Here is a 24,153-nt window from a genome sequence, read left to right as displayed (position 1 = left end):
ATTTACAACTAATTGATTTCTGCCTTCACTGACATTACAGTATTTTTAATTATTTCAGCTAGTTTTTTTGTCAATTCTTTTCTATGAAATTGTTCAACGTTTTTTGAATCAATCCTTAAATTTCCTTGCTTGTATTTTGAATACATTTCTAAGATAGTACTTTTTAGACTTACCTTATCTTCAAAACTTATTACTTTTCCAGCATTTATTTTATTTAAAATTTCAGCTAAATCACCATCTAAAGGAGCAACTGCCAAAATTGGACGATTTACCATTAAATATTCAAATATTTTGCCTGTAATTATACCTTTTGCACTTGGTACATTATTTAAAAGCAATAATAATACTTGTGATTTTTTCTGAAACTCAATTACATTATTATGTGAAACATAATCTATAATTTCAACATTTTTATTAAGCTTATTAGTTGCAATCTCTTCAATAACCGATGAGTCTACTTTTCCTATTAACTTCAGAATAAAATCTTCTGAAAAATCCTTGTTTTCTGAAATAATTTCCGTCAAAACATTCCATAACATTTTTGGATTTCTATCAGCATTCATTAAACCAATATGGGTAATTGTAAATTTTGAATCTAACTTAGTTTCTGAAGTAATTATTTCTCCGTCAAAACCATTTGTTATGGTAACAACATTATTGTTGAACTTGGTATAGTTTTTATTCATTGTGCTACCAACTACCAACACCTTATCTGCATTTAACAAAACCTCTTGTTCTAAAAAATGATGTTTATTAATCGTCTTTTTTGATAAAGGTAATTGATGAAAATAATCAATCTCAGTCCAAGGATCTCTAAAATCTGCAATCCATTTCACACCCAATTGTTGTTTCAATTTCAACCCAATTAAATGCATACTATGTGGCGGTCCTGTAGTAATTATTGAATCAATATTATTATTTGAAATGTAACTTTTTAAATAGTTTACTGAAGGATTTATCCAAAATTTTCTAGCATCTGGAATAAAATAATTCGCTCTAATATATTGCAACAACTTACCAAAAAATGAGGGATTCGGATTTAAAAAACCAGCGCTTTCTGTTTTCTTATTTCCGAAAAATGAAAGTAAATTATTGGGCTCAAAAATAGGTTGTTTTAACACTTCAACACCTTTTGGAATATCTTTCTGCAAACTTTCGTCTAAAATTGGATATTTCGGGTTTTCAACTGTATAAACAATTGGCTCTATTTCAAAGTCTCTTAAATATTTTACAAATTTAAGCCAACGTTGTACTCCAGAACCACCAGCAGGTGGCCAATAATATGTGATTATTAAAACTCTCAAAGTTCTTTTATTTTTTTTGCAAAAAAATTAAAATCTGCATTACATTCTTCGTTAATTTTAGGTATTATGCTTTTTAAATGTTCTCTAATTTCATCAGATTTATTCATAAAATTAATGAATAATTGTAACGCTTTTTCAGTATCATCATTATAATCAATTGAATACTCTGACAGACCGAGATAATTATAACACTCCTTCCCTTTAACTTCATAACTAATATTAAATGCTGGAATATTTTTAGTTAATGAAGTGATACACATATGTAATCTAGTACCAATTACAAATTCATATTCTTCTAATTTTTTGTAAAAATCATCAAATACGTAATAATCTTTTAAAACTGTAACCTTTTTTTGTAATGAAGCTTCTAAATTATTAAAAATCTCTTGTGCTAGTTTAGCATCATCTTTATAATTTTTTAAACCTTGACAAGTTGAAAGAAATTCAATAATAAATCCATTATATATGCATTCTTTTATAAACGCGTTAATCATTTTTATATAGGCCGTTTTATTTCTTCCATCGAAATCCCATTCACGTACAGAAATTGCAATTTTCTTTAATTTCTTCGGTTTATTTTCTTTAAAATCTAATAAAAATGCTGCATCTTTTGTCAACTTAAACTTGTCTTTTGGAATATTTAAATCTGTTAAAACATCAAAAGAAAACTGATCTCTCACAAAAATATATGAAACTGAATTATTCATTATTTTTTTAAAAAATACTGCATCTTTTTTATTTAAGGGTCCGACAGATTGGGAATAAATTAGAGATTTTTTACCAAAAAACTTAGCAATCTTATAAACGCATAAACTATTTTTTATGTTGTAGTTAGAATTAATATATCCACCAGGTGTTCCAATTATTACATCAGCTGCCCTATAATGTCTTGAAAAGAAAAATAAAAAAGGAAGTACAAAGGGCTTTATAAATGGTAATTTCATAAAAATTTTATGCTGTCCAATTTCTTCTACAAAAGGAATATCTGGATATAATCCTTGTGCTAATTTATAATAGTACGTTGCTATTTTCACCTGAAATCCAGCAGCTATTAATTTTGTATACAATGAATAAAACAATGCAACATCTCCATTATTTAATGGCACAACGTTGTTTATTAATAGCTGAATTTTATCAGTTTTTTTATGTTTTACCATCTAATTCTAGGACTCTGTTTTAATTTGAAATAGTCTGTTAAAATATAAAACAATTTCAAAATCTCAATTGCTAATTTATAACTTTTCATTAAATTCGTTGCTAGATTAAACTATAATTATTTATAATTTCAACTTTAAAACAAGCATTGAATGACAATTGAAAAACAAGAAAAAGAATCTGTTTTAATGCTATTTGTTTTATACGCTACATTTGTAAAAAGAGATGTTGCTATTTTAGAAAAAAACTATAATGTAGATTTATATCAATTCAATACTTCAAAAAAAATCTATTTGTTTTATGCGTTTATAAAGCAATTTTTCTTTTTGCTTTTTAATTTACATAAATACAAAGCCATTGTAATTCAATCTTCTGGGTATCTTTCTTTTTTACCGGTTATTTTTGGAAAACTTGTAAAAAAACCGATTATTATTATTGCAATCGGTACAGATTGCGCAAAATTACCTGAAATAAATTATGGTGCACATACAAAAAAACTCTTAAGTTGGTTTACAAATTTTTCATTTAAAAATACCTCATTAATACTACCCGTCCACAAAAGCTTAGAAAAAAGTTTTTACAATTATTTAGATGTAAAATTTCCAAATCAAGGGATTCGATCTTTTAACAAGACTATTAAAACACCAATTGTTGAAATGGTGAATGGCTATGACACTAATAAATGGCAAAACAAAAATTTAAACAGAGTTAAAAACTCTTTTTTATCTGTCACTTTTGCTATTGATGAAATTGGACATTACAGAAAAGGAATTGACCTAATAGTAAAAGCTGCCGAGCTTTTTCCAGAATATTATTTTACCATTGTTGGTAAGGTATATTTAAAAGCAGATTGTCCTAAAAACCTACATTTAATTGACAATGTTAAGCAAGAAGAACTTTTGGAAATATACAACAAACACCAATATTATTTTCAACTTTCTATGTTTGAAGGTTTTCCAAATGCGCTGTGTGAAGCAATGTTGTGCGGTTGTATTCCAATAGGAAGTAACGTTGCAGGTATTCCAGATATCATTGGAAACAATGGCTATATTTTAAAACAAAAAAGCAACGATTTATTAAAAGCATTGATTGAAAACTTACCTAATAATAAGTTAACACCAAGTGATGTAAGAACTCAAATTACTGACAATTTCCCTTTAAAAAGAAGAGAAAACGAATTTTTAGGACACCTTAAAAATTTCTAATTTAGCTACTTTTTTCTTCGTTTTTCAACAAAAAACCAACCTACCGGAATTAGAATTAAAAACAAATATGATACTAAAGTTATTGTAGTTCCCCTTTTAATAACAGTTGGCTCAAACTTAAATGTTATGGTATGTTTTCCTTTTGGAATTACCATTCCCCTCAACACATAATTTATTCTGTAATGCCGTTTTAATTCGCCATTAACATAAGCATTCCAACCATTTTCATAATAAATTTCAGAAAAAACAGCAAACTGATTTTCTAATGAATTTGATTCATAAATCAATTCATTTGCTTTATAAGAAGTTAACTCAATACTTGCCAAAGAATCCTTTATATATTCTGTTTTAAAATCGTTTGAAATACGATCTAAAGTAATTACAGCTTCATTTTTAGTTTGTAAACTATCTAAAGCTTTAATTTCTTCATTGGCTTTTTCAACAATTTTTATTGTATTAACAAACCAAGCATTCCCATTTGCATCTGGGTTTGGTTGCACAGTTTCACGCTCACTTCCATCTAAAAAGACAAAATATTTAGTATTCAACATATTTAATACTTGAATGTTATTTTTTGCAATTTGAAAGTCAAATAATTCCTGATAAATTCCCATTTTAGCAGCATGATAACCTCCGATAGATTTATGAAAATAAGATGTACTTCCATCATTCATAGGGTCTACCATAAAATTAGCCACACGGTAATACGTTGTATCTTTTAGGATTTCTTTATCAACTTCAGATGCTACAAAAGGCTTGTCTATTTTAGTTGCTGCTTTAAAATCGTCATTATTTACATAACGTTTACCTACAGAAACTAAATCAAATAAAATTAAAGCTCCCAAAGCAATTATTGCAATAGTTGATTTTAATTTTTGCTTTAAAAACAACCATAATATTCCTGCCGCCAACACAACTAGAGTTAAGGTTCGTAAACTATCTGAAAAGAAAATGGCTTTTCTATCTTCAATAATAGCATCTAATAAACCTGGCAACATTTGGTCGTAATTTGAATCTCTCAAACCTTCAAAAGCAAATAAACTAGACCCAAATAGTGTGAAAATTAATGCTATACCAGCAGCTATATAAAACGATTTTTTTAATGCTTGTAACTTTTCTTCAGAAGAAACTTTAGTTGAAAACCATTCTTTTAAAGTTAAAATTGCTAATAATGGTATTGCCAATTCTGCAATAACTTGTATTGATGAAACAGCCCTAAATTTGTTATATAATGGCACATAATCAATAAAAAAGTTAGTTAAAATGTCGAAGTTTTTTCCCCAACTTAATAAAATGGAAAAAATAACAGCCGCAACTAACCACTTTTTAAAAGTTCCTTTTACTAAGAAAATTCCTAAAATAAACAAAAACACAAAAATTGCTCCTATATATGCTGGCGCTTCTACAATTGGTTGTTGCCCCCAGTACATTGGAGCGAACTCTGCAAACTGTTTTGCCTGACGTGGATCTGTTTTGTCTTTTAAAAATTGATAAATATTAGACTCATTTCCAACATTTTCATAATTTCCTCCACCCATAAAACGAGGAATAAACAAGTTAAATGTTTCTGAAATTCCGTAACTATATTGTGTAATATATTCTTTTGAAAGTCCGCTTGTTGCTTGCTTTTCTGAACCATCTGGATTGATAGATAATTCACTTTTTCCACGCGTACTTACTTTAGAATATTCACTTGTAGCCAATAAACGTGTAGCATTTGTTCCAACTGCCAAAACAACGGCAACAACTAAAACTAAAACACTTTTAACAAAATGAGGAGTTTCATGTTTTTCTATGGAATCTATCAATTTAACTATCCCATAAATTAGTACTAAAAACAATAAATAATACGTCATTTGGATATGGCTAGCACTTAACTCCAGCCCCATTGCTAATGCTGTAATTATAAAGCCAAGGATATACTGGCGTTGAAAAACCAATAAAATTCCAGCTATAACTAAAGGAAAATAAGCGATTGCATGTGCTTTAGCATTGTGTCCAACCCCTAAAATTATCACTAAATATGTTGAAAAACCATATCCTAAAGCACCTAAAATTGCTAATTTCCAATCTACCTTTAACACTAATAAAAGTACAAAAAAACTAAAAAAGTATAAGAATAAATAATCGGCTGGTCTTGGTAAAAATCGAATTAAATTATCCAGTTTATTAATAAAATCATACGGATAATAAGCACTTACAGCATAGGCTGGCATTCCCCCAAAAGTGGCATTTGTCCAATAAGGTTCAGCATTATTCTCTGCTCTAAAATCTGCAATTTCTTTTGAAGAACCTTTAAATTGCGTGATATCACCTTGTTGAATTTTTTTCCCTTCTAAAACTGGAGAAAAATAGGTAATAGAAACTACCATAAATACGGCAATGGCAATTAAATATGGAGCAATTTTATTTAGAGAAAATTTCATTTGTGTGTTTATATTTTTAGATCAAAAAGGAACACATATCAGTAGCATTCCTCTATAAAATTAAAGTTTTAGTTAAAGTTCTTTAAGCTACCTATCATCTTTAACCTCTTCGTAATCAACATAATCACCTACATCCTTATTACTTTCTTTTGGCCCAACTGGTTTTTTAGCAATTACTGTTTCACCAACTTTACCATCTTCTTTTTGTTGGTGATTTTGTTGTTGTTCTTTATATTTCTTTTCAACATTATCAATCACTTTTTTCAAGAAAATAGGTGCAATATACCTACTAAAAAACTTGAAAGCGTAATAAATAATAACAAGAATCGCTATTGTTTTTAATAAACCCATTTAATACGTTTTTTATATAATTTTCAAAAATAACAATTTGCAAGTAACTAAAACGTTTAATTATATAAAATCTTATATTTGACCCTTAATTAACATAAACTTATGAATAGAGTATTTCTACTTTTTTTGGCAATTTTTAGTATTCAAATCACTGCTGCACAATATACTGAAATAATAAACTCTAAACGTCCAGGTTTTTCTGAAAGCCCTTATAGCATAGGCACTAATGTATACCAGTTTGAAACTGGTTTTTTTTATAGAAATAGCGATAACCCTTTGTATTCATTACCTTCAAACACCTATGGTGGTGAGTTACTTTTTAGATATGGGAAATTTTCTGAAAAATTAGAGTTTGATTTAAATTTAGCATACCAAGTAGACGATCTATCTCACCATCCAAACGGACATATAAAAGGTATTAGTGATTTAACAATTGGTGCGAAATATTTAATTAGGCAACAAGAATATGCCGACAGATCTAAAGAAATTAGAAGTTTTAAAAAAAGATATGCTTTTGATTGGAAACGCCTAATTCCGTCAATTGGAATCTATGCTGGAGTTCATACAAAATTTGTGAGTAAAGATTTTAAAGAAGATGATATCAGTTACAAACTTGCGCTATTACTTCAAAATGATTTTACTGACAGATTGGTTGTTTTAACTAATTTAATGACTGATAAATACACAACTGACGATGTTTTTTATAAGTATATTGTTACAATGACTTATGCAATTGACCAAGATTGGTCTTTTTTTATTGAAAATCAAGGTCAATATCAAGAAAAGTTTACTCCAAAATATCAATTCGGCACTGGTTTAGCATATTTAATTAATGAAAATTTACAAATTGACGCTTCTGCAAGAACTAACTTTTTTGATAATTATACGTACTACTATATTTCTACCGGTTTAGCCTGGAGATTAGATAGACATTATGATACATTTACTATAAAAAATAGCCCTAAAAAAACAATTGGTAAAAAGAAAAAAAGAAAAGGTTTTTTTGGAAGATTATTTGGTAAAAAAAGAAACTAATTGCATTTTACAACTATGATTACAATTAAAGAAATGACCTCTAAAAAGGAACTAAAAAACTATGTTAAGTTTCCTTTTAAACTCTACAAAAACAATAAATATTGGGTTCCTCCTATTATTAACGAAGAACTTGAATCTTTTGATAAAAACATAAATCCAGTATTTCAACATGCCGAAGCTCGCTTTTTTGTAGCAGAAAAAAACAATGAAATTGTTGGTAGAATTGCTGCAATTATTAATTATACCGAAATAAATGAGCAAAAAATAAAAAAAATACGTTTCGGTTGGTTTGATTTTATTGATGATATTGATGTTTCAAAACTGTTGCTTGAAAAGGTGGCTGAGATTGGAATTCAACATAAATTAGAATTTATGGAAGGTCCCGTTGGCTTTTCAAACCTTGATAAAGTTGGTGTATTAACTTATGGTTTTGATCATATTGGAACAATGGTTACTTGGTACAATTATCCATATTACAAAACTCATCTTGAAAAATTAGGCTTTCAAGTAGGAAAGGAATACTTGGAAAATAAATTTCCTTTTAAAAATGTTAAATCTGAGCCACTACAAAGAGTTTGTGGAGTACTTGAAAAACGCTATAATTTAACGCCTCTAAATTTTACAAGAACAAAGGACATTATGCCATATGTAAACAATATGTTCGATTTGTTCAATAAAAGTTATGCTAAATTACCTTCTTTTGTTCCTATCTCTAAAATTGAAATTGATTATTTTAAAAAGAAATACATTTCATTTATAAATCCTGAATATATAAAGTTTGTAATTGACAAAGATGAAAAGATGGTTGCTTTTGCAATTACAATGCCCTCATTTTCAAAAGCATTACAAAAATCTAAGGGAAAATTATTACCTTTTGGAGTCTTCCATTTATTAAAAGCAAAAAAAAATAGTAAAGACGCCATTTTCTATTTAATTGGAGTGCATCCTGAATATCAAAGTAAAGGAGTACACGCTATAATTTTTAATGAATATCAAAAAAGTTTTGAAAAATTAGGCATTGAAACCTGTATTAGAACTCCAGAACTTGCCAGTAACAAGGCAATTGCTGCTGTTTGGAAAAATTTTGAACCAGTCACTTACAAAAAAAGGTGTACCTATAAAAAAGACTTATAATGCAATTATTTTACAATTCTGAAATAACCAAAACAAGCCAACAATTTACGTTCGACAAAACTGAAAGTCGACATATTATCCGCGTATTACGCAAAAAAGAAGGAGATGAAATTTTTATAACGAACGGTTTAGGAGATTTATTTACCTCTAAAATTGAAATTGCAAACGACAAAAGGTGTTTGGTTAAAATTCTACATAATCAATCACACATTAAACCTTGGAATTATTATTTACATATCGCCATTGCTCCCACAAAATTAAACGACCGTTTTGAATGGTTTTTAGAAAAAGCTACAGAAATTGGAATTGACGAAATTACACCTATTATTTGCCAGCATTCGGAAAGGAAAGTCTTGAAAATAGATAGAATGGAAAAAATTGTGCATTCTGCAGCAAAACAATCACTAAAATATCACTTCCCAAAACTTAATGAACCTATTACTTTTAATCAGTTTATAAATTCAGAATTTAACGGTCAATTATTTATTGCACATTGTGAGGAAACTTCAAAAAAATCATTAAAATCAGAATTAAAACCTTCAACAAAAAACACTATTCTTATTGGTCCTGAAGGTGATTTTTCAACCAAAGAAATTCAGCAAAGTTTGGAACATAATTTTATTCCAGTATCTTTGGGAGAAAGCAGATTACGAACAGAAACCGCTGGAATTGTTGCTGTACATAGTGTTGCTTTTTTTAATGATTAGTATGTAATTAAATAGAAATCGATGATTAAAACCAAAAACCTTCAAAGAAACTTAATTACATTCGGTATTCCAGCACTTATTATCGCGTTAATGGTTCTTATCACAAAGATTTCTATATTCCAATTGAATCCTAATTATTTAGCTATTGGAATTATATTTGACCTCTTATTTACTGTTCCCTTTTTATATTTCTTACTGATTAGAAAATCTGATATTCCGAAGACAACTGTTGTTCCATTTTTAATTCTTGGAGTAATTATTAGCTCTGCAATACTTCCTTCAGAAAACCAGCAATACTTAAATCGTTTTAAGGTTTGGATTCTTCCAATTATTGAGTTATCGATTTTATCATATGTGATTTACAATGTTAGAAAAGTAATAAAAGATTATAAACAAAAAAAAGAGTATTCCTTTGATTTTTTTACAACTTTAAAAAACACTTGCTATGAAATGCTTCCTAAAAATGTTGTAATCCCAGTAGTTACAGAAATCGCTGTTTTTTATTATGGATTTATCTACTGGAAAAAAAGAGAATTAAAAGAAAATGAATTCTCGTACCATAAAAATAGCGGTACAATATCTTTACTTATTGCAATTATATGTATCGTTACAATTGAAACATTCGTATTACATATTCTACTCACAAAATGGAGCAATCTTGCTGCCTGGATATTAACTTTTTTAAGTATTTATTCTGGAATTCAAATTTTTGGATTTTTAAAATCAATGTCTAAAAGACCAATATCAATTGAAAATAACAAACTATTTATTCGATATGGAATTATGACCGAAACTACCATTGATTTAAAAAATATAATTTGTATAAAAATTTCTTCGAAAGATATTGAACTGGATAATGAAACTCGAAAACTTTCATTTTTAGGGGAATTAGAAAGTCACAATGTTATTATTCATTTAAAAAAAGAGTACGAACTAATTGGGCTTTATGGAGTTAAAAGAAAATACAAAAATTTAGCAATATATGTAGATGATAAAGTTGATTTTAAGAATCATATAAGCAAACACATTAACTAAATGAAAAAGCTTCAAAAAGCACAACTTATAATATTTAATTCACAAAAGTTAAAAGTCATAATTCTTACCATTGCCTTTTGTCTGCTGCCTATTGCCTCAATAAACGCCCAACAAATTGCTATTTTAAAATACAACGGTAGTGGAGATTGGTATGCTAATCCAACCGCATTGCCAAACCTTATTGAATTCTGTAATAACGCTATAAATACAACTATAAAAACCAATCTAGAAACTGTTGAAGCCAATAGTATTGATGTTTTTAATTACCCAATTTTATTTATGACCGGACACGGAAATGTGATTTTTTCTAAAGACGCTATTACTAATTTAAAAACCTATTTAATTTCAGGTGGATTTTTACATATTTCAGATAATTATGGTCTTGATAAATTTATAAGAAGGGAATTTAAAAGAATTTTTCCTACTTTAGATTTTCAAGAAATTCCATTTAACCACCCAATTTACCATCAAACATTTGATTTTGAGGAAGGTGTGCCAAAAATTCACGAACACGACAACAAACCACCACAAGGTTTTGGGTTATTTTATGAAGGAAGACTGATTTGCTTTTACGATTATGAAGCGGATTTAAGCGATGGCTGGGAAGATGAAGAAATGCATAATGATCCTCTAGAAATAAGAGAAAAAGCATTGCAAATGGGTTCTAACATTATTGAATACGCTTTTAAAAACTAATATGATTGAAAACTTAGATTCGCTAGAAATAAACTTTGACACGGAGGGTCTTTGGATTCTAAATATTACACTTGCCATTATTATGTTTGGTGTTGCACTTGGTATTTCTATTAATGATTTTAAACGTTTATTTAAAAAACCTAAAATTTTATTAACTGGAATTATTTCTCAATTTTTTATTCTACCTCTTATTACTTTTATTTTTATAAAATTAGTAAATCCAATGCCAAGTATTGCGTTGGGTTTAATGATGGTTGCCGCCTGTCCCGGTGGTAATATTTCAAATTTCTTAACTCAAATGGCAAAAGGAAACGCCGCATTATCTGTTAGTTTAACCGCTTTTGCAACGTTACTTTCTATGGTTATGACGCCTTTTAACTTACATTTTTGGGGAAATTTATATGCACCAACGGCAGCAATTCTTCAAACTGTTGCATTAGACCCTTTAGAATTGGTAAAACTTGTAACACTAATTTTAGGAGTACCGTTATTTTTAGGTATGTGGGTTAGAAATCGAAAACCAATTTTGGCCACTAAACTTTCAAAAATATTAAAACCCATCTCTCTAATTATATTTCTGTTATTTATTGTAATTGCTTTTTACGATAATTTTGATATTTTTATTAACTATATACATTATGTATTAATCTTAGTTATTGCGCATAATGTAATAGCCTTGATAACTGGTTTTTATTTTGCAAAAGCAATGCGACTTTCACATAGAGATCAAAAAACACTTTCTATAGAAACTGGAATTCAAAATTCGGGACTTGGTTTACTGCTAATTTTTAGCTTTTTTCATGGATTAGGTGGAATGGCATTATTAGTAGCATTTTGGGCTATTTGGGATATTGTTTCAGGTTTAGCACTTGCAAGTTATTGGTCTAAGCAAAACGATAAAGTATAATATGTTGAAAAATATTTGGTACAATACCGTAAAATATATTGTTAAAATCGGTCTTTTTTTTACACATAAAAAAATTAAAGTATTTGGTAAGAAAAACATTCCTAAAGAAGGAGCTACTATTTTTATTGGCAATCACCAAAATGCCTTATTAGATGCCATTTTAATTCCAACAACTAATTCAAGAAATATACATTTTTTAACTAGGGCGAGTGCCTTTAAAACTAAAATAGCCAACAAAATTCTAAGGTCTATAAATATGATTCCGGTTTATAGACTTAGAGACGGAAAAGATAGTATGAATAAAAATATTGCAATTTTTGAGCAATGTTTTGAGTTTTTAAAAGATAAAAAAGCCATTCAAATATTTGCAGAAGGTGAGCATCATAACTTTAGAAGCTTATTACCTTTAAAAAAAGGATTTGCACGTATAATTTTAGGTACGTTGCAAAAATATCCTGAATTAGATATTAAAATTATTCCTGTTGGAATTAATTATGATTCGCATCTGAATTTTCCTTCTAGCGTATCTATATATTACGGAGAACCTATTTTAGCTAATCCTTATTTTAATATTGAAAAACCAGATACTTCTTACAAATCTATTAAAACTAAAGTTTCATCAGAATTAAAAAAACTGACAACTCATATAGATAATTTAGAGGAACATGATGTAATTATTGAAAAATTAAAAAATTTAAATGTTGATTTTTTAGATCCGATAGAAACAAATAAAATTCTAGAAAATTTAGACACCAAAACTTCAAAAAAAATTAAAAAACAAAAAATTAATTGGTTTACTCCTATTCACTTATTTACAAGATTAAATAGTTTCTTTCCTTTATTAATTTGGAAATATTTAAAACCAAAAATAAAGGATATAATTTTTACAAACACCTATCGTTTCGCTTTAATTTTAACTGTTTTTCCAATTTTTTATTTAATTCAGGCAATTATTATAAGTGCTATTTTTAACTATAAATACGGATTGATTTATTTAGTAATTTGTATTGCAACAGGTATTATAACAACAAAAACAGCAACCGTTACTGCATAATTGCATCTTGAATTAATTGTTGAATTTCAGTTCTAACATTATTTCTTACTAAACCTTTATTATCCATTGTAGGATACACTCTATTTGATAAAAACACATACACAATTTCAGTTTCTGGATCTGCCCATGTAAAAGTACCCGTAAATCCACTATGTCCAAAACTTGCATCTGAAACACAACCACAAGTGGCTTTTTCATCTTCATTAATTTGAGGCTTATCAAATCCTACTCCTTTTCTAACTTCATCTTCTGGATAATATCTATGATTAAATTTATCGATAGTTTCAGATTTAAAATAGCGTCTTCCACCGTAAAAACCTTTTTGGAGATAAAGTTGCATTAACTTGGCGACATCATTCGCATTAGAAAACAAACCCGCATGTCCACCAATACCACCTTGCATTGCAGCACCCATATCATGAACATAACCTTGTACTAACTGATTACGATAATACTCATCTTTTTCGGTAGGTACTATTTTATTTTTTGGAAATTTATGCAGTGGTAAATAGCCTGTATTATTTGCACCTATATTTTTATAAAACCGCTCTTGGGTTAATTCATCTAAATTTTTCTTATAATAATTTTCTATAAATTCTTTAAACAGAAAAAAAGACAAATCGCTATATTTATAACCAGGTTTCTCTCGCTGTTCTGCCATTGCAATTCTATCAAAAATGGAATCTTTATAACTTCTAGTCAAATACAAATCTTTTGCAACCTCGATCGGAAATTTATTAGACCATTTATCTCTATAATATTCAGCTGAAGGTTTTTTTGTAATACTATCTAACGTATTAACATAGAATGGAATCCAAGCCTTAAGCCTTCCATAGTGCGACAATACTTCTTTTACTGTTAATGTATCTTTATTGGTTCCCTTTAATTTTGGCAATAAAGAACCCAAAGTACTTTCTAATTGCAACACATTTTGTTCTTCCAACTCCATTATTAACGGTAAAGAAGCCAATATTTTTGTTATAGAGGCAATATCATAAACATCGCTATTTTTTACTACTGTTTTAATTTTATCGGTATGATGACCAAAACTTTTATTATAAACTACTTTTCCCTTTCTAGCAACTAAAACTTGTAAACCAGGCGCCATTTTTTCTTTAATGACAGCGTTAGCAATTGAATCTATTTTATTTAATTTACTACTATTTAAACCAACTTCTTCTGGAATGGAATATGACAACCTTTTTAAAGAACTAGACATTAAACCGTGACCTTCAGAAAAAATATTTTTTATTGCAACAGGTAATTTTCCTCTTGTTTCTAATGCACCAAAAATCATTTGAGCTGAAATTTCTTGTGATAGTTTACTGTTTTGATAAGACAATAGAAGACCATTAATATTTTCAAAGGATTTTAGTTGCAATAAACTATATGGACTTGCAAAAACATCCAAAATTACTGTATTTGTACGTGCTATTTCTTGAAGCCAAACCAACTCCGTATCTTTAAACTTGAAACTTTTCCAAGGGTTAGTGTTTGACTTATGATAACCAATAATCACCAAATTGTATCTTTTAAGCTTTGTAATTAACTCAAATAAATTAGAGGCTGAAACCACATCAATATTTGTGTAGTTTTGCAGCATTTCAACAAAAGGTTTATTATCACTATCACCTAATTTCACATAGGCTATTCGCTTTTTATCCAAATTTTGAATTGGGAAAACAAGTGACTCATTTTTTAATAATGTAACAGAGTTTTCAACCAGTTTTCTATGAATTAATTCATTTTCTACAGAATTTAAATCTTCTATTAAATTTGTAGTGTCTATTGGCTTATAATTATGTAAACCTGCCCAATACTTTGTTTTTAATATTTTTCGAACCGATTCATCTAAACGCTCTTCTGTCAGCTCTCCGGTTTCTAATGCTCTTTTAAATCTAGTTACAGTTTCAGGAATATTTAAAGGAACATCTAACAAATCGTTTCCAGCAATTATGGCAGCTAAATTTATTTCTTGAGGAGAATCAAAATTAGCAGAAGCTTTCATATTTAATGCATCCGTAATAATTAATCCTTTAAAACCCATTTCTTCTTTTAACAAACCAGTAACTATCTTTTTAGACAAAGATGAAGGTAAACTCTCATTCGATTCTAATTCTGGCACACTTAAATGTGCTACCATTACACTTCCTAAACCGGCAGCAAAATTTTTTCTATAAGGATACAATTCAACGGAGTCTAGACGTTGTTTTGTAAAATCTACTGCTGGTAAAGTATGATGCGAATCTGTTGCTGTATCTCCGTGTCCTGGAAAATGTTTTGCACTTGCCAACACATGTTTACTTTGAAGCCCTAATGTAAAAGCTGTACTTTTATCAGCCACATTTATATGATTTTCGCCAAAAGAACGGTTTCCAATTATTGGATTATCTGGGTTTGTATTTACATCTACCACAGGAGCAAAATTCATATGAATTCCTAATCGATTGCAATGTTTACCAACTTGAACACCAAATGCGGTAATTAGAGAATTATCTTTAACAGCACCCAAAGTCATATTCCAAGGAAAACGATAGGTATCTTTTAGTCTCATATTTAACCCCCACTCTCCATCAATTCCAATGAGTAATGGAATTTTTGACTGCGATTGGTATTTATTTGTTAATTCTGCTTGTTTTAATGGAATATCTTGAAAAAAAATAAGCGCACCAATATGATATTTTTCAATCAATCCTGAAATAAACCTTTCGTGATTTGCATCTTTATTTGAATACGCAGCAACCATAAACAACTGTCCAATTTTTTCATCAATTGTCATGTTATTTAATAAGGTATCCACCCATTTTTGTTGCGCTAAAGTATCTTTAACCAACAAAGGATCAGTACTTTGAGCATTTAAAAAAGTGCCACAAAAAATTAAAGCTATTAAAACTGTTTTTTTTATCATTTAAAAAATTAGATATAATATATTATGAAACTAATGTGCCAAAAAGCGTTTGTGCCAGCTAAAGTCCGCCGTTACTTCCCAATTATTTTCAAATTCACCTTTGGTAGAAACCATATTATTAAAGACAATAGTATTTGCAGTAATCTTTTGTTCTTTCGCATATTTTTGAAAATCTGCCATAGATACAATATTAATATTGTTATTATCTTTAAATGAAATATTTAATTTATTTGTTAAATCTACTGAAAAATCTTTTTCTAAGCCCTTTATTAAATTTACAGATGCGTCTATAGAACAACCCGAAACTTCATTAAAATTTTCATCAACTGCCAAAATAATAAACTGGTTATATTTAATAAAAAATGAAGCCTTTAATTGGTCTCCATGACGCAGCCAATTTTCAATAAAACTAGTTATTTTTTCTTTAATTATTTCAACTTCATTATTAGAAAACTCTCTGTTAGATTGGTAGATCCAAACTCTAGCATTATTATCTAAATCTTCAAAATTAACAAACATATTTATAATTTTTTATTGAATTTATTTTGCAAATCCTCCAAAGTATTTTCTTTTTTATTAAAGAATGTCTTTTCTTTAATTTGAGTCAAAACTTTTTTTGTATAAAGTGGAAAATCAGCATTTTGTATCCAAGAATAATATCCTTTATCTTTCTTTAAAATATCAGCAACTTTTTGCCCTTTGTACTTTCCGAAGGTAAATATTTCTTCATCACCCTCATTAAACATAATAAAACCAGCAAAATCGGCTCTTTTGTTATGCGTTGAATATTCATTTAAAAAATTGACATCATTTTCTAAATCATCGTACTTATCTAACTGCGCTTTTAAAATTTCATACGTTGCTAACGTATCAGCTTCAGCAGAATGTGCGTTTTCTAAATCTTTATCACAATAAAATTTATAACCGGCGCTTAATGTTCTTTCCTCTTTTTTATGAAAAATTACTTGTACATCAATCGCAACTCTATTTGTCATATCAAAATTAACTTTAGCTCTCAACATTTCTTCAGCAAGTAGTGGTATATCGAATCTGTTAGAATTAAAACCTGCCAAATCGCAACCATCAATTATTTTACTTACTTCAGCTGCCAACTCATTAAAAGTAGGTTCTGTAACTACTCTTTCGTTTGTAATTCCGTGGATATCTGACGCCTCTTTTGGTATTTCCATTTCAGGGTTTACCAACCAAGTTTTACTTTCTTTATTTCCGTTTGGAAATACTTTTAATACAGAAATTTCTACAATTCTATCTTTAGCAATGTTGATTCCTGTTGTTTCTAAATCGAAAAAAATGATGGGTTTTGTTAACTTTAATTCCATAGTTATTTAAAAAATATTAAGTTGTAAATATACAATTTGTAATTTACGATTTTAGGAATATCCCTATCGTTTTTTTAAACTTTTTAACAAATATTTAATGATTGAAGCTTTAAAATAATTTAAGTTTATGACCTCTAAAACTATTAATCCAATTTTAATTTAACAATTTAAAAATGGTATTCTTAACGGTTACTCGGTTTCCAATTGTGCCTTATAATTTTCAATCTCAACTTTATACTTCTCAGGTAATTCTGGAGCTTTAAATTTATATTTTTTCAACACATTTAAAATAGTCTCTGCAACCAATAAACGCGCTGTTGGTTTATCGTCTGCTGGAATTACAAACCAAGGTGCATATTCTTTAGAAGTTTTATTCAATAATTCTTGATAACAAAACTGATATTTATCCCAAAGTTTGCGTTCTTTTAAATCTCCTGGTGAAAATTTCCAGTTTTTTTCTTTTAAGCGCAATCTGCGCAACAATCTATTTTTCTGTTCTTCCTTTGAAAGATTTAAAAAGAATTTCAAAACAATTGTTCCATTCTCAGCTATATGCTTTTCAAAATTATTGATTTCTTCCATTCTTTTGTTGTAAAAATCATCATTCAAATCATCTATACTTTTTACTGAAGGAATATTTTCTCCTAATACATATTCGGGATGCACTCTAGTTACCAACACATTTTCGTAATGGGTTCTGTTAAAAACACCTATTTTACCTTTTGTTGGTAATGCAATATAATGCCTCCATAAATAATCGTGTTTTAATTCTAATTCCGTAGGAACTTTAAAACTATGTACCACAACACCTTGTGCATTTACATTTTTAAAAACTTCTCGAATTAAACTATCTTTTCCAGACGTATCCATTCCTTGTAAACAAATTAAAACTGCATATTTTCCTTCTGCATACATTGCTTCTTGAATTTTGCTAATTTCTTTTCTAAGCTCTTTAAGTCTCTTTTTAGCTTTTTTATCAATTTCCTTAGTGCTTTTCTCACTAAGTTTTATGGAAGCAATTACTTTGTATGTGTTCATTGAATTTATTTTAAATTAAAAGTATTTACTAAATATACATTTTTTATCTAATTCCACTAAAAATTATTTTTTATTACAACGCTTTATTTAATATGGATTCTGTAATTTTATAGAACAACTTATTAAAAATTTTCAGCAATTAATGTTCAACTTTTTTAAAAATAAAAAACTCCCTGTTTTTTGGAAGGAATATTTACAAACCTTAAAACAAAAATCAACAAAAACTATTTACACTACTCGTTTTGTAGTTTTTGACACCGAAACTACTGGATTAGATTTTGTAAACGATAGAATCTTATCCATTGGAGCTGTTGCGATTTTTAATAATACAATTAATGTTTCAGATAGTTTTGAAATCTACTTAAAACAAGACGAATTTAAAATAGAGTCTGTGGAAATCCATGGAATATTAAAAGAAGGGCTTCTTGAAAAGCTTTCTGAAAAAGATGCTATTCAGCAGTTTGTAAATTATATAGGGAATGCTGTTTTAGTAGCGCACCACGCTGCCTTTGATATTGAGATGGTTAATGCTGCTTTAAAAAGAATGAACTTACCAAAACTTAAAAATAAAAGTATTGATACTGGTATTTTATACAAAAAACTAGCAGGTAAAAAGGACAATCATTTTAATTTAGATGTTTTATCTAAAGAGTTTAACATTCCAAAACACGACAGACATACCGCAGCTGGTGATGCCTATATTACTGCATTATTATTCTTAAAAATTATATCTAAATTAAAACAAGAACGTACTGTTTATTATTCAGATTTGTTTAGAAACTCTAATAATAAAGGGTTGATATAACTTTTTATTCATACAATTTATAAGCTTTTACAATTAAGTTTCTGAAAATTTTAGTAACAAAAAAAGTCAATTGAAATTAATTTCAATTGACTTTCTAATAACACCATTTATAACTTCTAATTAACTTTATAATTCTTTATAATAAAACTAATTATAAATACCTTTTTAACTTTCAAGTTCTTTTAAATAGTTCAATTTATCTTTCCAAATTTCTAATTTTTCTTTATAAACATCTATTTGTTTACGTACGTTCTGCACTAAAGGATTATCCTCCGATACATTTGAAATAAAACCAATATTATTTTCTAATTGTTGAATTTCACGTATTGTTTCATCAATTTTCTTTCTAATAAATAATTGTTCAGAATCTAATTTTCTATAATTTTTTTGTTCTAAATAACTATTGACTAAGTTCTTAAATTTAATCATTTCAATATCTTGTTTTTCAATAGCATCACTATTGTCAACAACTTTATCTAATAATTTATTGAATTTAACTTCAATATGTCGCATTTCATAAGGCACTCTTCCTAGCTCACGCCAATCACTAACATATCCATTTAAAGTATCAATAGAAATTTCAGATGAATCTCCAATAGCTTCTTTAATAGTACTTAAAAGATCTTTCTTCTTATTTAAAACTTCAATTTGTTCTTTGTTACCAATATCTTGATTTTTGTGTAATCGATCAAAATAATGATTACAAGCATCTTTAAATTCTTTCCAAAGCTTATCTGAATATTTTCTAGGAACGTGTCCAATCTTTTTCCAGTCAGACTGAATTCTTTTCATTACCTCAGTTGTAGTATCCCAATCTTCGCTATCTTTTAAAGCAACCGCCTTTTCAATTAATGCCTTTTTTAGGTTTAAATTTTCTAAATGCTCTTTCTTTATATTTTTAAAGAATTTATTTTTTTCAACATTAAATTTACGTGTTGCATCTTTAAATTTAGACCAAATCTGATCGCTTTTTGCTCTTGGTACCTGACCAATACTGAAAAATTTATTTCGTAAAACCTCTAACTCTTTTATACTTTTTTGCCAATCTGCTCTCGAATTGTTCTTAGAAATAGCAATCGCCTCAATTGCAGTAATTACTTCTAATTTTTTATCTATATTTCCTTCAAACTTAGATTTCATATCCTTAAAAAATTCATGACGATTGTCATGTATTTTTTTTGTCACTTCGCTAAAACGCTCCCAAACCTCTTCTCTATTTTCTCTAGCAACAGGCCCAATATCTTCTTTCCACAGTTTATGCAAAACCTGCAATTCTTTAAATGCTGTATTTACATCTTCTAACTCCAACAATGCTTCAGCTCTATCAATTAGTTTTAGTTTTTCTTCTAGATTATGCTTAAAATCTAAATCTCTTAAATCGTTGCTTAAATGTAATAAATCGTAAAAACGTTCTACGTGGTGTTGATAAGTTCTCCAAGTATCGTTGTATTTAGCTCTTGGAATTGGACCAATAGCCACCCATTTAGTTTGAATATCTTTAAACATTTTATACATAGTTGCACCCTCTGCATTATCTATTAAATGTTTTAAATTTTCTATAAGCTCTAACTTTTCTTCTAAATTAGAATTTAATTTAGCATCTTGATTTGCATAAAATTCGTTTCTTTTAATTTTAAAATCATAAAGAAAGCTATTGTATGTAGATTTTATTGGATTGTTATATTGAAAATCTATGATATTTCCACCTTCAGCTAAAAATTTCTCCTTTTCAGCTTTTAAAAGTTTACCAAACTTTAGGTTAAAAATACTTTTAATTTTATTTACATTACTGTTTATACTTTGAACCTGACCTTCTTTAACAAGTTTACCTAATTCTGCAACTAATTCATCTAAACTCAAACTCTCATAATCTTCCATTTCAATTTCCTGATGCTCGCTTTTCTCAGAACTTTCAGCAATCTTATTATCAATTTCATCTATAGCTTTATCTGAATTACTGCCTTCTTTAATTTCAGGTTTAACAGGTGTTTCAGGCGTGATTTCTGCTTTAGTTTCTTCGCTTATTTCAGGCTTCGCTTCATCTACGACAGTTGCTTTTGATGTTGTCACTTCTGTAGTTTCTGCTTCTTCCTTTATTTCAACCTCTAATTTATCTTCAATTTTAGCTGTTGTTTCAGCATTAATTTCTGTTTTAGAATCTTTAGACTGATCTTTTGAATCTGTTGAATTGCTTTCTTGTACTGGTAATTTTTCTTCTTGGTCTAACATATTATAATGTTTAAGGTTCACTAATTATATTCATTAATAATTTTAAATAATAGTATGACAAAATACTATTTTATACAAGATTCAAAGAAACTCTAAAAGTTGCGTTAAATTTTCGTGTTTTTTTCTATGTATTCCATATCTCCCACGATTTTTCAGCTTGAAGCTCAAGCATTTCATAACCATTCTTAATTATAGCTCCTTGACTTTTTCCTTTTTGTAAAAATTTACTTTCAGACGGATTGTAGATTAAATCAAACAATAAATGTTTTTTTGAAATGAATTGGTATGGAATCTCTGGAGCATCCTCAATATTGGGATGGGTTCCAATAGGTGTACAATTGATAATTATAGGATATTCTTCAATTATCTGCTGATTTAAAACTGAGTAAATAAAATTGCTATCTCCTAACCTTCTAGAAACAAATTTATACTCAATATTTAATTCTTGTAAAGCATAAGCAATTGCTTTTGAAGCTCCTCCAGTTCCTAATATTAATGCTTTTTTATGATGTGGTTTTAATAATGGTTTTAATGAGTTTAAAAAACCATAATAATCTGTATTATACCCTACTAACTTGTTATCATCCGTTACTTTAATGGTATTTACTGCTCCAATTTTTTTAGCATTAGAATCTATTTCATTTAAATAACGCATTACAGATTCTTTGTAAGGAATGGTTACGTTTATACCTCTATATTCATGCTCTCTATGGTACAAAAGAAATGGAAATTCTTCAATCTCAGGAATGTCCATATTACTATACTCTAAAGTAGTTAAACCTAATTTTTTAAACTTTTCAGAAAAATATTTTCTTGAAAAAGAATAGGAAATATCTTTTCCTAATAAACCAAACTTTGTACGGTTATTCATCTATATATTCTTTACGTTCTGCACCATATTTATCAATAAGTAAAATAATTACCGCTCCAACAACTATAAAAAATATAGCTATCCAAGTTTCGTTATTATAAAAATCTGGAAAATACCTTTCAAAATTTTCAATTACTTTATTTCCTTTGGCGTCTAACAAATTTACACCATTTTCAATTTTATAAACCTCTTTTTTCCAAGGCCAAACTATACCTAAAGAACCCGCAATAAATCCAATAATTATTGCTGTTACAATTTGATGCCAACGTTTTAAAACATATCCTAAAATATGTGAGGTAACAATCAATCCAAACGCTGAACCACCAGTAAAAGTAGCTATTATTTTTAGGTAACGGATTCTTTCTTCACTATCCATAAAGCTAAAATCTCCCGTAAAAACCTCGGTTAGTGTTTTAAATAAAACAGCAACAGAATCTACAAGGAGTAACACATAATTACCCATTAGAATAAGGATAAAAGAACCAGATAAACCAGGAAGTGTCATTCCCGAAACACCAATTATTCCACAAACAAAAACGAACCAAAGGTTGTCATTTTCTTTTGCAGGACTCATAAAACTAATTGCAATACCTAGTAATACACCAATAATCATTACAACTATATTTTTAGTATTCCAATCATTAAAGTCTTTTGAAATATAAAATATTGATCCCAATATCATTCCAAAAAATGCGCTCCACACATACAATTCATATACTTCTAAAAGATAATCTAAAGCTAAAGAAACCGTAAAGTAACTAAACATACTTCCTCCAAAAACCAAAATTAAGAAGGTTGTATTTGTATAATTATAAAAACCTTTAAATCTGCCATTTATAAGTAGTAAAAGGGCTTTGTAGTTGATTTTTCTAAAAGAATAAATCATTTCTTCATAAAAACCTAACACAAAAGAAACTGTACCACCAGATACGCCGGGAACTTTATTGGCTGCTCCCATTGAAAGTCCTTTTAAAAAAAGGAAAAATTTATCTAGTAAACTACGTTCTCTTGTCATAAATTAATGTGATGCCGATATTTTTGCTACTTTTTCTAAAATAATAATTACTGCAAACCCAATTATTGCTAATACAATTGCCATTGTTAATTCTGCATCTCCTTGAAACGAGAAAGGAGAAATACTCTGTTCGTTGAAAGGCACTTTTACGCCATGAGAATTTGTGCGCCAAGTTAATGTTTCTTTCCATGGCCAAATTTTATTTAAAGAACCTAAAATAAAACCTGTTAAAAGCGCCAACGTTAAATTTTTATAATGATTAAACAGCCATTTCAGTACTTTAGAAAAGGATAACAATCCAATAATTGCTCCAGCTCCTAAAATTGCAAGCAGTTTAAAATCTCTGTCATGAATAGCGTCTAATACTGGTTTATATGCGCCTAATAACACTAAAATAAATGAACCCGATATTCCTGGTAAAATCATTGCACAAATTGCCAAAGCACCTGCAATAAACAAAAATAAAGGTGATGAATTCTCAGATACCAATGGCTGCAATGTTGTAATATAATAAGCAATTACAGCACCAATTAAAAACAACAATACTGCTAAAATACTCCATTTTGTTATTTGTTTTCCTATAAATAAAATACTTGCTAAAACCAATCCAAAAAAGAAAGACCATACAAGTATTGGTTCGTTTTCCAATAACCAAGAAATTAACTTTGCTAATGAAAGAATACTTATAAAAATACCGATTACAAGTGCCACTAAAAAATTGCCATTTATAGTTTTCCAGAAAACTTTAAACCCTCTCTCCTTTATTAATCTAATTGAAGAAAATTTAATACCACTTATTGAGGTTAGTAATTCTTCGTAAATACCAGAAATAAATGCTATTGTTCCTCCAGAAACTCCTGGAACTACATCGGCAGCTCCCATAGCCATTCCCTTAAGTGTAATTACTAAATAATGAATTAAATTTCTTTGTTGCATCT

21 protein-coding genes are annotated in these 24,153 nt (G+C 28.4%); 9 read left to right on the top strand and 12 right to left on the bottom strand.

Going from position 1 to position 24,153, the window contains the following annotated elements:
* Positions 1-8: 8 nt before the first annotated feature.
* Complete coding sequence (locus IEW75_RS13845; RefSeq protein WP_134247109.1) at positions 9-1,304, bottom strand: glycosyltransferase family protein; 1,296 nt, start codon at positions 1,302-1,304, stop codon at positions 9-11.
* On the bottom strand, positions 1,301-2,461 hold the full coding sequence (locus tag IEW75_RS13840) for a polysaccharide pyruvyl transferase family protein (protein WP_134247110.1): 1,161 nt from the start codon (positions 2,459-2,461) through the stop codon (positions 1,301-1,303). The genes IEW75_RS13845 and IEW75_RS13840 overlap by 4 nt, the downstream gene beginning before the upstream one ends.
* Positions 2,462-2,611: 150 nt before the next feature.
* Here IEW75_RS13840 and IEW75_RS13835 point away from each other — a divergent pair, with 150 nt between their 5' ends.
* Positions 2,612-3,664 carry a glycosyltransferase family 4 protein gene (locus IEW75_RS13835; RefSeq protein ID WP_134247111.1) on the top strand — a complete coding sequence of 351 codons (1,053 nt, stop codon included), beginning with the start codon at positions 2,612-2,614 and terminating at the stop codon, positions 3,662-3,664.
* A 5-nt stretch (positions 3,665-3,669) separates the two neighbouring features.
* Here the strand turns inward: IEW75_RS13835 and IEW75_RS13830 are convergent, their stop codons facing one another.
* Together IEW75_RS13830 and IEW75_RS13825 are read right to left on the bottom strand one after the other, a co-directional pair.
* The gene (locus IEW75_RS13830; protein WP_134247112.1) at positions 3,670-6,090 is read right to left on the bottom strand and encodes a YfhO family protein; all 2,421 of its coding nucleotides are present in this window, start codon (positions 6,088-6,090) and stop codon (positions 3,670-3,672) included.
* An 87-nt stretch (positions 6,091-6,177) separates the two neighbouring features.
* Positions 6,178-6,441 (bottom strand): DUF4834 domain-containing protein, encoded by a 264-nt coding sequence (locus tag IEW75_RS13825; RefSeq protein WP_134247113.1) that lies wholly within the window; start codon positions 6,439-6,441, stop codon positions 6,178-6,180.
* 102 nt (positions 6,442-6,543) lie between these two features.
* On the opposite strand from IEW75_RS13825, the gene IEW75_RS13820 reads away from it, so the two are divergent.
* From IEW75_RS13820 to IEW75_RS13790, 7 genes are read left to right on the top strand one after another with little or no spacing between them, the layout of a single operon-like run.
* On the top strand, positions 6,544-7,476 hold the full coding sequence (locus IEW75_RS13820; RefSeq protein WP_134247114.1) for a transporter: 933 nt from the start codon (positions 6,544-6,546) through the stop codon (positions 7,474-7,476).
* Positions 7,477-7,491: 15 nt separating this feature from the next.
* Complete coding sequence (locus IEW75_RS13815; protein ID WP_134247115.1) at positions 7,492-8,610, top strand: GTP cyclohydrolase; 1,119 nt, start codon at positions 7,492-7,494, stop codon at positions 8,608-8,610.
* The gene (locus IEW75_RS13810; protein ID WP_134247116.1) at positions 8,610-9,317 is read left to right on the top strand and encodes a 16S rRNA (uracil(1498)-N(3))-methyltransferase; all 708 of its coding nucleotides are present in this window, start codon (positions 8,610-8,612) and stop codon (positions 9,315-9,317) included. Before IEW75_RS13815 ends, IEW75_RS13810 begins: the two co-directional genes overlap by 1 nt.
* Positions 9,318-9,338: 21 nt before the next feature.
* Positions 9,339-10,352, top strand: coding sequence for a hypothetical protein (locus IEW75_RS13805; RefSeq protein WP_134247117.1), 1,014 nt, complete (start codon positions 9,339-9,341; stop codon positions 10,350-10,352).
* Positions 10,353-11,048 (top strand): DUF4159 domain-containing protein, encoded by a 696-nt coding sequence (locus tag IEW75_RS13800; protein WP_134247118.1) that lies wholly within the window; start codon positions 10,353-10,355, stop codon positions 11,046-11,048. It abuts the gene before it with no gap.
* 1 nt (position 11,049) lies between these two features.
* Complete coding sequence (locus IEW75_RS13795; RefSeq protein ID WP_134247119.1) at positions 11,050-11,955, top strand: bile acid:sodium symporter family protein; 906 nt, start codon at positions 11,050-11,052, stop codon at positions 11,953-11,955.
* Between the two features lies 1 nt (position 11,956).
* The gene (locus IEW75_RS13790) at positions 11,957-13,009 is read left to right on the top strand and encodes a lysophospholipid acyltransferase family protein (protein WP_134247120.1); all 1,053 of its coding nucleotides are present in this window, start codon (positions 11,957-11,959) and stop codon (positions 13,007-13,009) included.
* Here IEW75_RS13790 and IEW75_RS13785 read toward each other — a convergent pair.
* The 4 genes from IEW75_RS13785 to IEW75_RS13770 all read right to left on the bottom strand — a co-directional run bounded on the left by IEW75_RS13785 (position 12,999) and on the right by IEW75_RS13770 (position 18,295).
* On the bottom strand, positions 12,999-15,917 hold the full coding sequence (locus IEW75_RS13785) for a serine hydrolase domain-containing protein (protein WP_134247121.1): 2,919 nt from the start codon (positions 15,915-15,917) through the stop codon (positions 12,999-13,001). The genes IEW75_RS13790 and IEW75_RS13785 overlap by 11 nt on opposite strands.
* A gap of 30 nt (positions 15,918-15,947) precedes the next feature.
* Complete coding sequence (locus IEW75_RS13780; protein ID WP_134247122.1) at positions 15,948-16,436, bottom strand: ABC transporter ATPase; 489 nt, start codon at positions 16,434-16,436, stop codon at positions 15,948-15,950.
* Between the two features lie 2 nt (positions 16,437-16,438).
* Positions 16,439-17,257: a 3'-5' exonuclease gene (locus IEW75_RS13775; protein ID WP_134247123.1), complete on the bottom strand. Its 819-nt coding sequence runs from the start codon at positions 17,255-17,257 to the stop codon at positions 16,439-16,441.
* Between the two features lie 189 nt (positions 17,258-17,446).
* Positions 17,447-18,295: a PPK2 family polyphosphate kinase gene (locus tag IEW75_RS13770; RefSeq protein WP_134247124.1), complete on the bottom strand. Its 849-nt coding sequence runs from the start codon at positions 18,293-18,295 to the stop codon at positions 17,447-17,449.
* A 142-nt stretch (positions 18,296-18,437) separates the two neighbouring features.
* On the opposite strand from IEW75_RS13770, the gene IEW75_RS13765 reads away from it, so the two are divergent.
* A complete protein-coding gene (locus tag IEW75_RS13765; protein WP_134247125.1) occupies positions 18,438-19,100 on the top strand; it encodes a 3'-5' exonuclease in 663 nt (220 codons plus the stop codon).
* A 165-nt stretch (positions 19,101-19,265) separates the two neighbouring features.
* Here IEW75_RS13765 and IEW75_RS13760 read toward each other — a convergent pair whose 3' ends face one another.
* From IEW75_RS13760 to IEW75_RS13745, 4 genes are all read right to left on the bottom strand, one after another.
* Positions 19,266-21,329, bottom strand: a complete 2,064-nt coding sequence (locus IEW75_RS13760) for a DUF349 domain-containing protein (RefSeq protein ID WP_134247126.1) — start codon at positions 21,327-21,329, stop codon at positions 19,266-19,268.
* 124 nt (positions 21,330-21,453) lie between these two features.
* On the bottom strand, positions 21,454-22,200 hold the full coding sequence (locus IEW75_RS13755; protein ID WP_134247127.1) for a shikimate dehydrogenase family protein: 747 nt from the start codon (positions 22,198-22,200) through the stop codon (positions 21,454-21,456).
* Complete coding sequence (locus tag IEW75_RS13750) at positions 22,193-23,215, bottom strand: DUF368 domain-containing protein (protein WP_134247128.1); 1,023 nt, start codon at positions 23,213-23,215, stop codon at positions 22,193-22,195. Before IEW75_RS13750 ends, IEW75_RS13755 begins: the two co-directional genes overlap by 8 nt.
* A gap of 3 nt (positions 23,216-23,218) precedes the next feature.
* On the bottom strand, positions 23,219-24,151 hold the full coding sequence (locus IEW75_RS13745; RefSeq protein ID WP_134247129.1) for a polyprenyl-phosphate transporter: 933 nt from the start codon (positions 24,149-24,151) through the stop codon (positions 23,219-23,221).
* Positions 24,152-24,153: the final 2 nt, after the last annotated feature.

This window comes from Lutibacter litoralis (genome assembly GCF_014646675.1).
GTDB lineage: Bacteria > Bacteroidota > Bacteroidia > Flavobacteriales > Flavobacteriaceae > Lutibacter > Lutibacter litoralis.
This window is presented reverse-complemented; position numbering and strand designations above follow the sequence as displayed.

Coding starts and splice junctions, on each gene's coding strand:
- IEW75_RS13840 (WP_134247110.1), bottom strand. CDS start 2,461: ATGGTAAAACATAAAAAAACTGATAAAATTCAGCTATTAATAAACAAC.
- IEW75_RS13835 (WP_134247111.1), top strand. CDS start 2,612: ATGACAATTGAAAAACAAGAAAAAGAATCTGTTTTAATGCTATTTGTT.
- IEW75_RS13830 (WP_134247112.1), bottom strand. CDS start 6,090: ATGAAATTTTCTCTAAATAAAATTGCTCCATATTTAATTGCCATTGCC.
- IEW75_RS13825 (WP_134247113.1), bottom strand. CDS start 6,441: ATGGGTTTATTAAAAACAATAGCGATTCTTGTTATTATTTATTACGCT.
- IEW75_RS13820 (WP_134247114.1), top strand. CDS start 6,544: ATGAATAGAGTATTTCTACTTTTTTTGGCAATTTTTAGTATTCAAATC.
- IEW75_RS13815 (WP_134247115.1), top strand. CDS start 7,492: ATGATTACAATTAAAGAAATGACCTCTAAAAAGGAACTAAAAAACTAT.
- IEW75_RS13810 (WP_134247116.1), top strand. CDS start 8,610: ATGCAATTATTTTACAATTCTGAAATAACCAAAACAAGCCAACAATTT.
- IEW75_RS13805 (WP_134247117.1), top strand. CDS start 9,339: ATGATTAAAACCAAAAACCTTCAAAGAAACTTAATTACATTCGGTATT.
- IEW75_RS13800 (WP_134247118.1), top strand. CDS start 10,353: ATGAAAAAGCTTCAAAAAGCACAACTTATAATATTTAATTCACAAAAG.
- IEW75_RS13795 (WP_134247119.1), top strand. CDS start 11,050: ATGATTGAAAACTTAGATTCGCTAGAAATAAACTTTGACACGGAGGGT.
- IEW75_RS13790 (WP_134247120.1), top strand. CDS start 11,957: ATGTTGAAAAATATTTGGTACAATACCGTAAAATATATTGTTAAAATC.
- IEW75_RS13785 (WP_134247121.1), bottom strand. CDS start 15,917: ATGATAAAAAAAACAGTTTTAATAGCTTTAATTTTTTGTGGCACTTTT.
- IEW75_RS13780 (WP_134247122.1), bottom strand. CDS start 16,436: ATGTTTGTTAATTTTGAAGATTTAGATAATAATGCTAGAGTTTGGATC.
- IEW75_RS13775 (WP_134247123.1), bottom strand. CDS start 17,257: ATGGAATTAAAGTTAACAAAACCCATCATTTTTTTCGATTTAGAAACA.
- IEW75_RS13770 (WP_134247124.1), bottom strand. CDS start 18,295: ATGAACACATACAAAGTAATTGCTTCCATAAAACTTAGTGAGAAAAGC.
- IEW75_RS13765 (WP_134247125.1), top strand. CDS start 18,438: ATGTTCAACTTTTTTAAAAATAAAAAACTCCCTGTTTTTTGGAAGGAA.
- IEW75_RS13760 (WP_134247126.1), bottom strand. CDS start 21,329: ATGTTAGACCAAGAAGAAAAATTACCAGTACAAGAAAGCAATTCAACA.
- IEW75_RS13755 (WP_134247127.1), bottom strand. CDS start 22,200: ATGAATAACCGTACAAAGTTTGGTTTATTAGGAAAAGATATTTCCTAT.
- IEW75_RS13750 (WP_134247128.1), bottom strand. CDS start 23,215: ATGACAAGAGAACGTAGTTTACTAGATAAATTTTTCCTTTTTTTAAAA.
- IEW75_RS13745 (WP_134247129.1), bottom strand. CDS start 24,151: ATGCAACAAAGAAATTTAATTCATTATTTAGTAATTACACTTAAGGGA.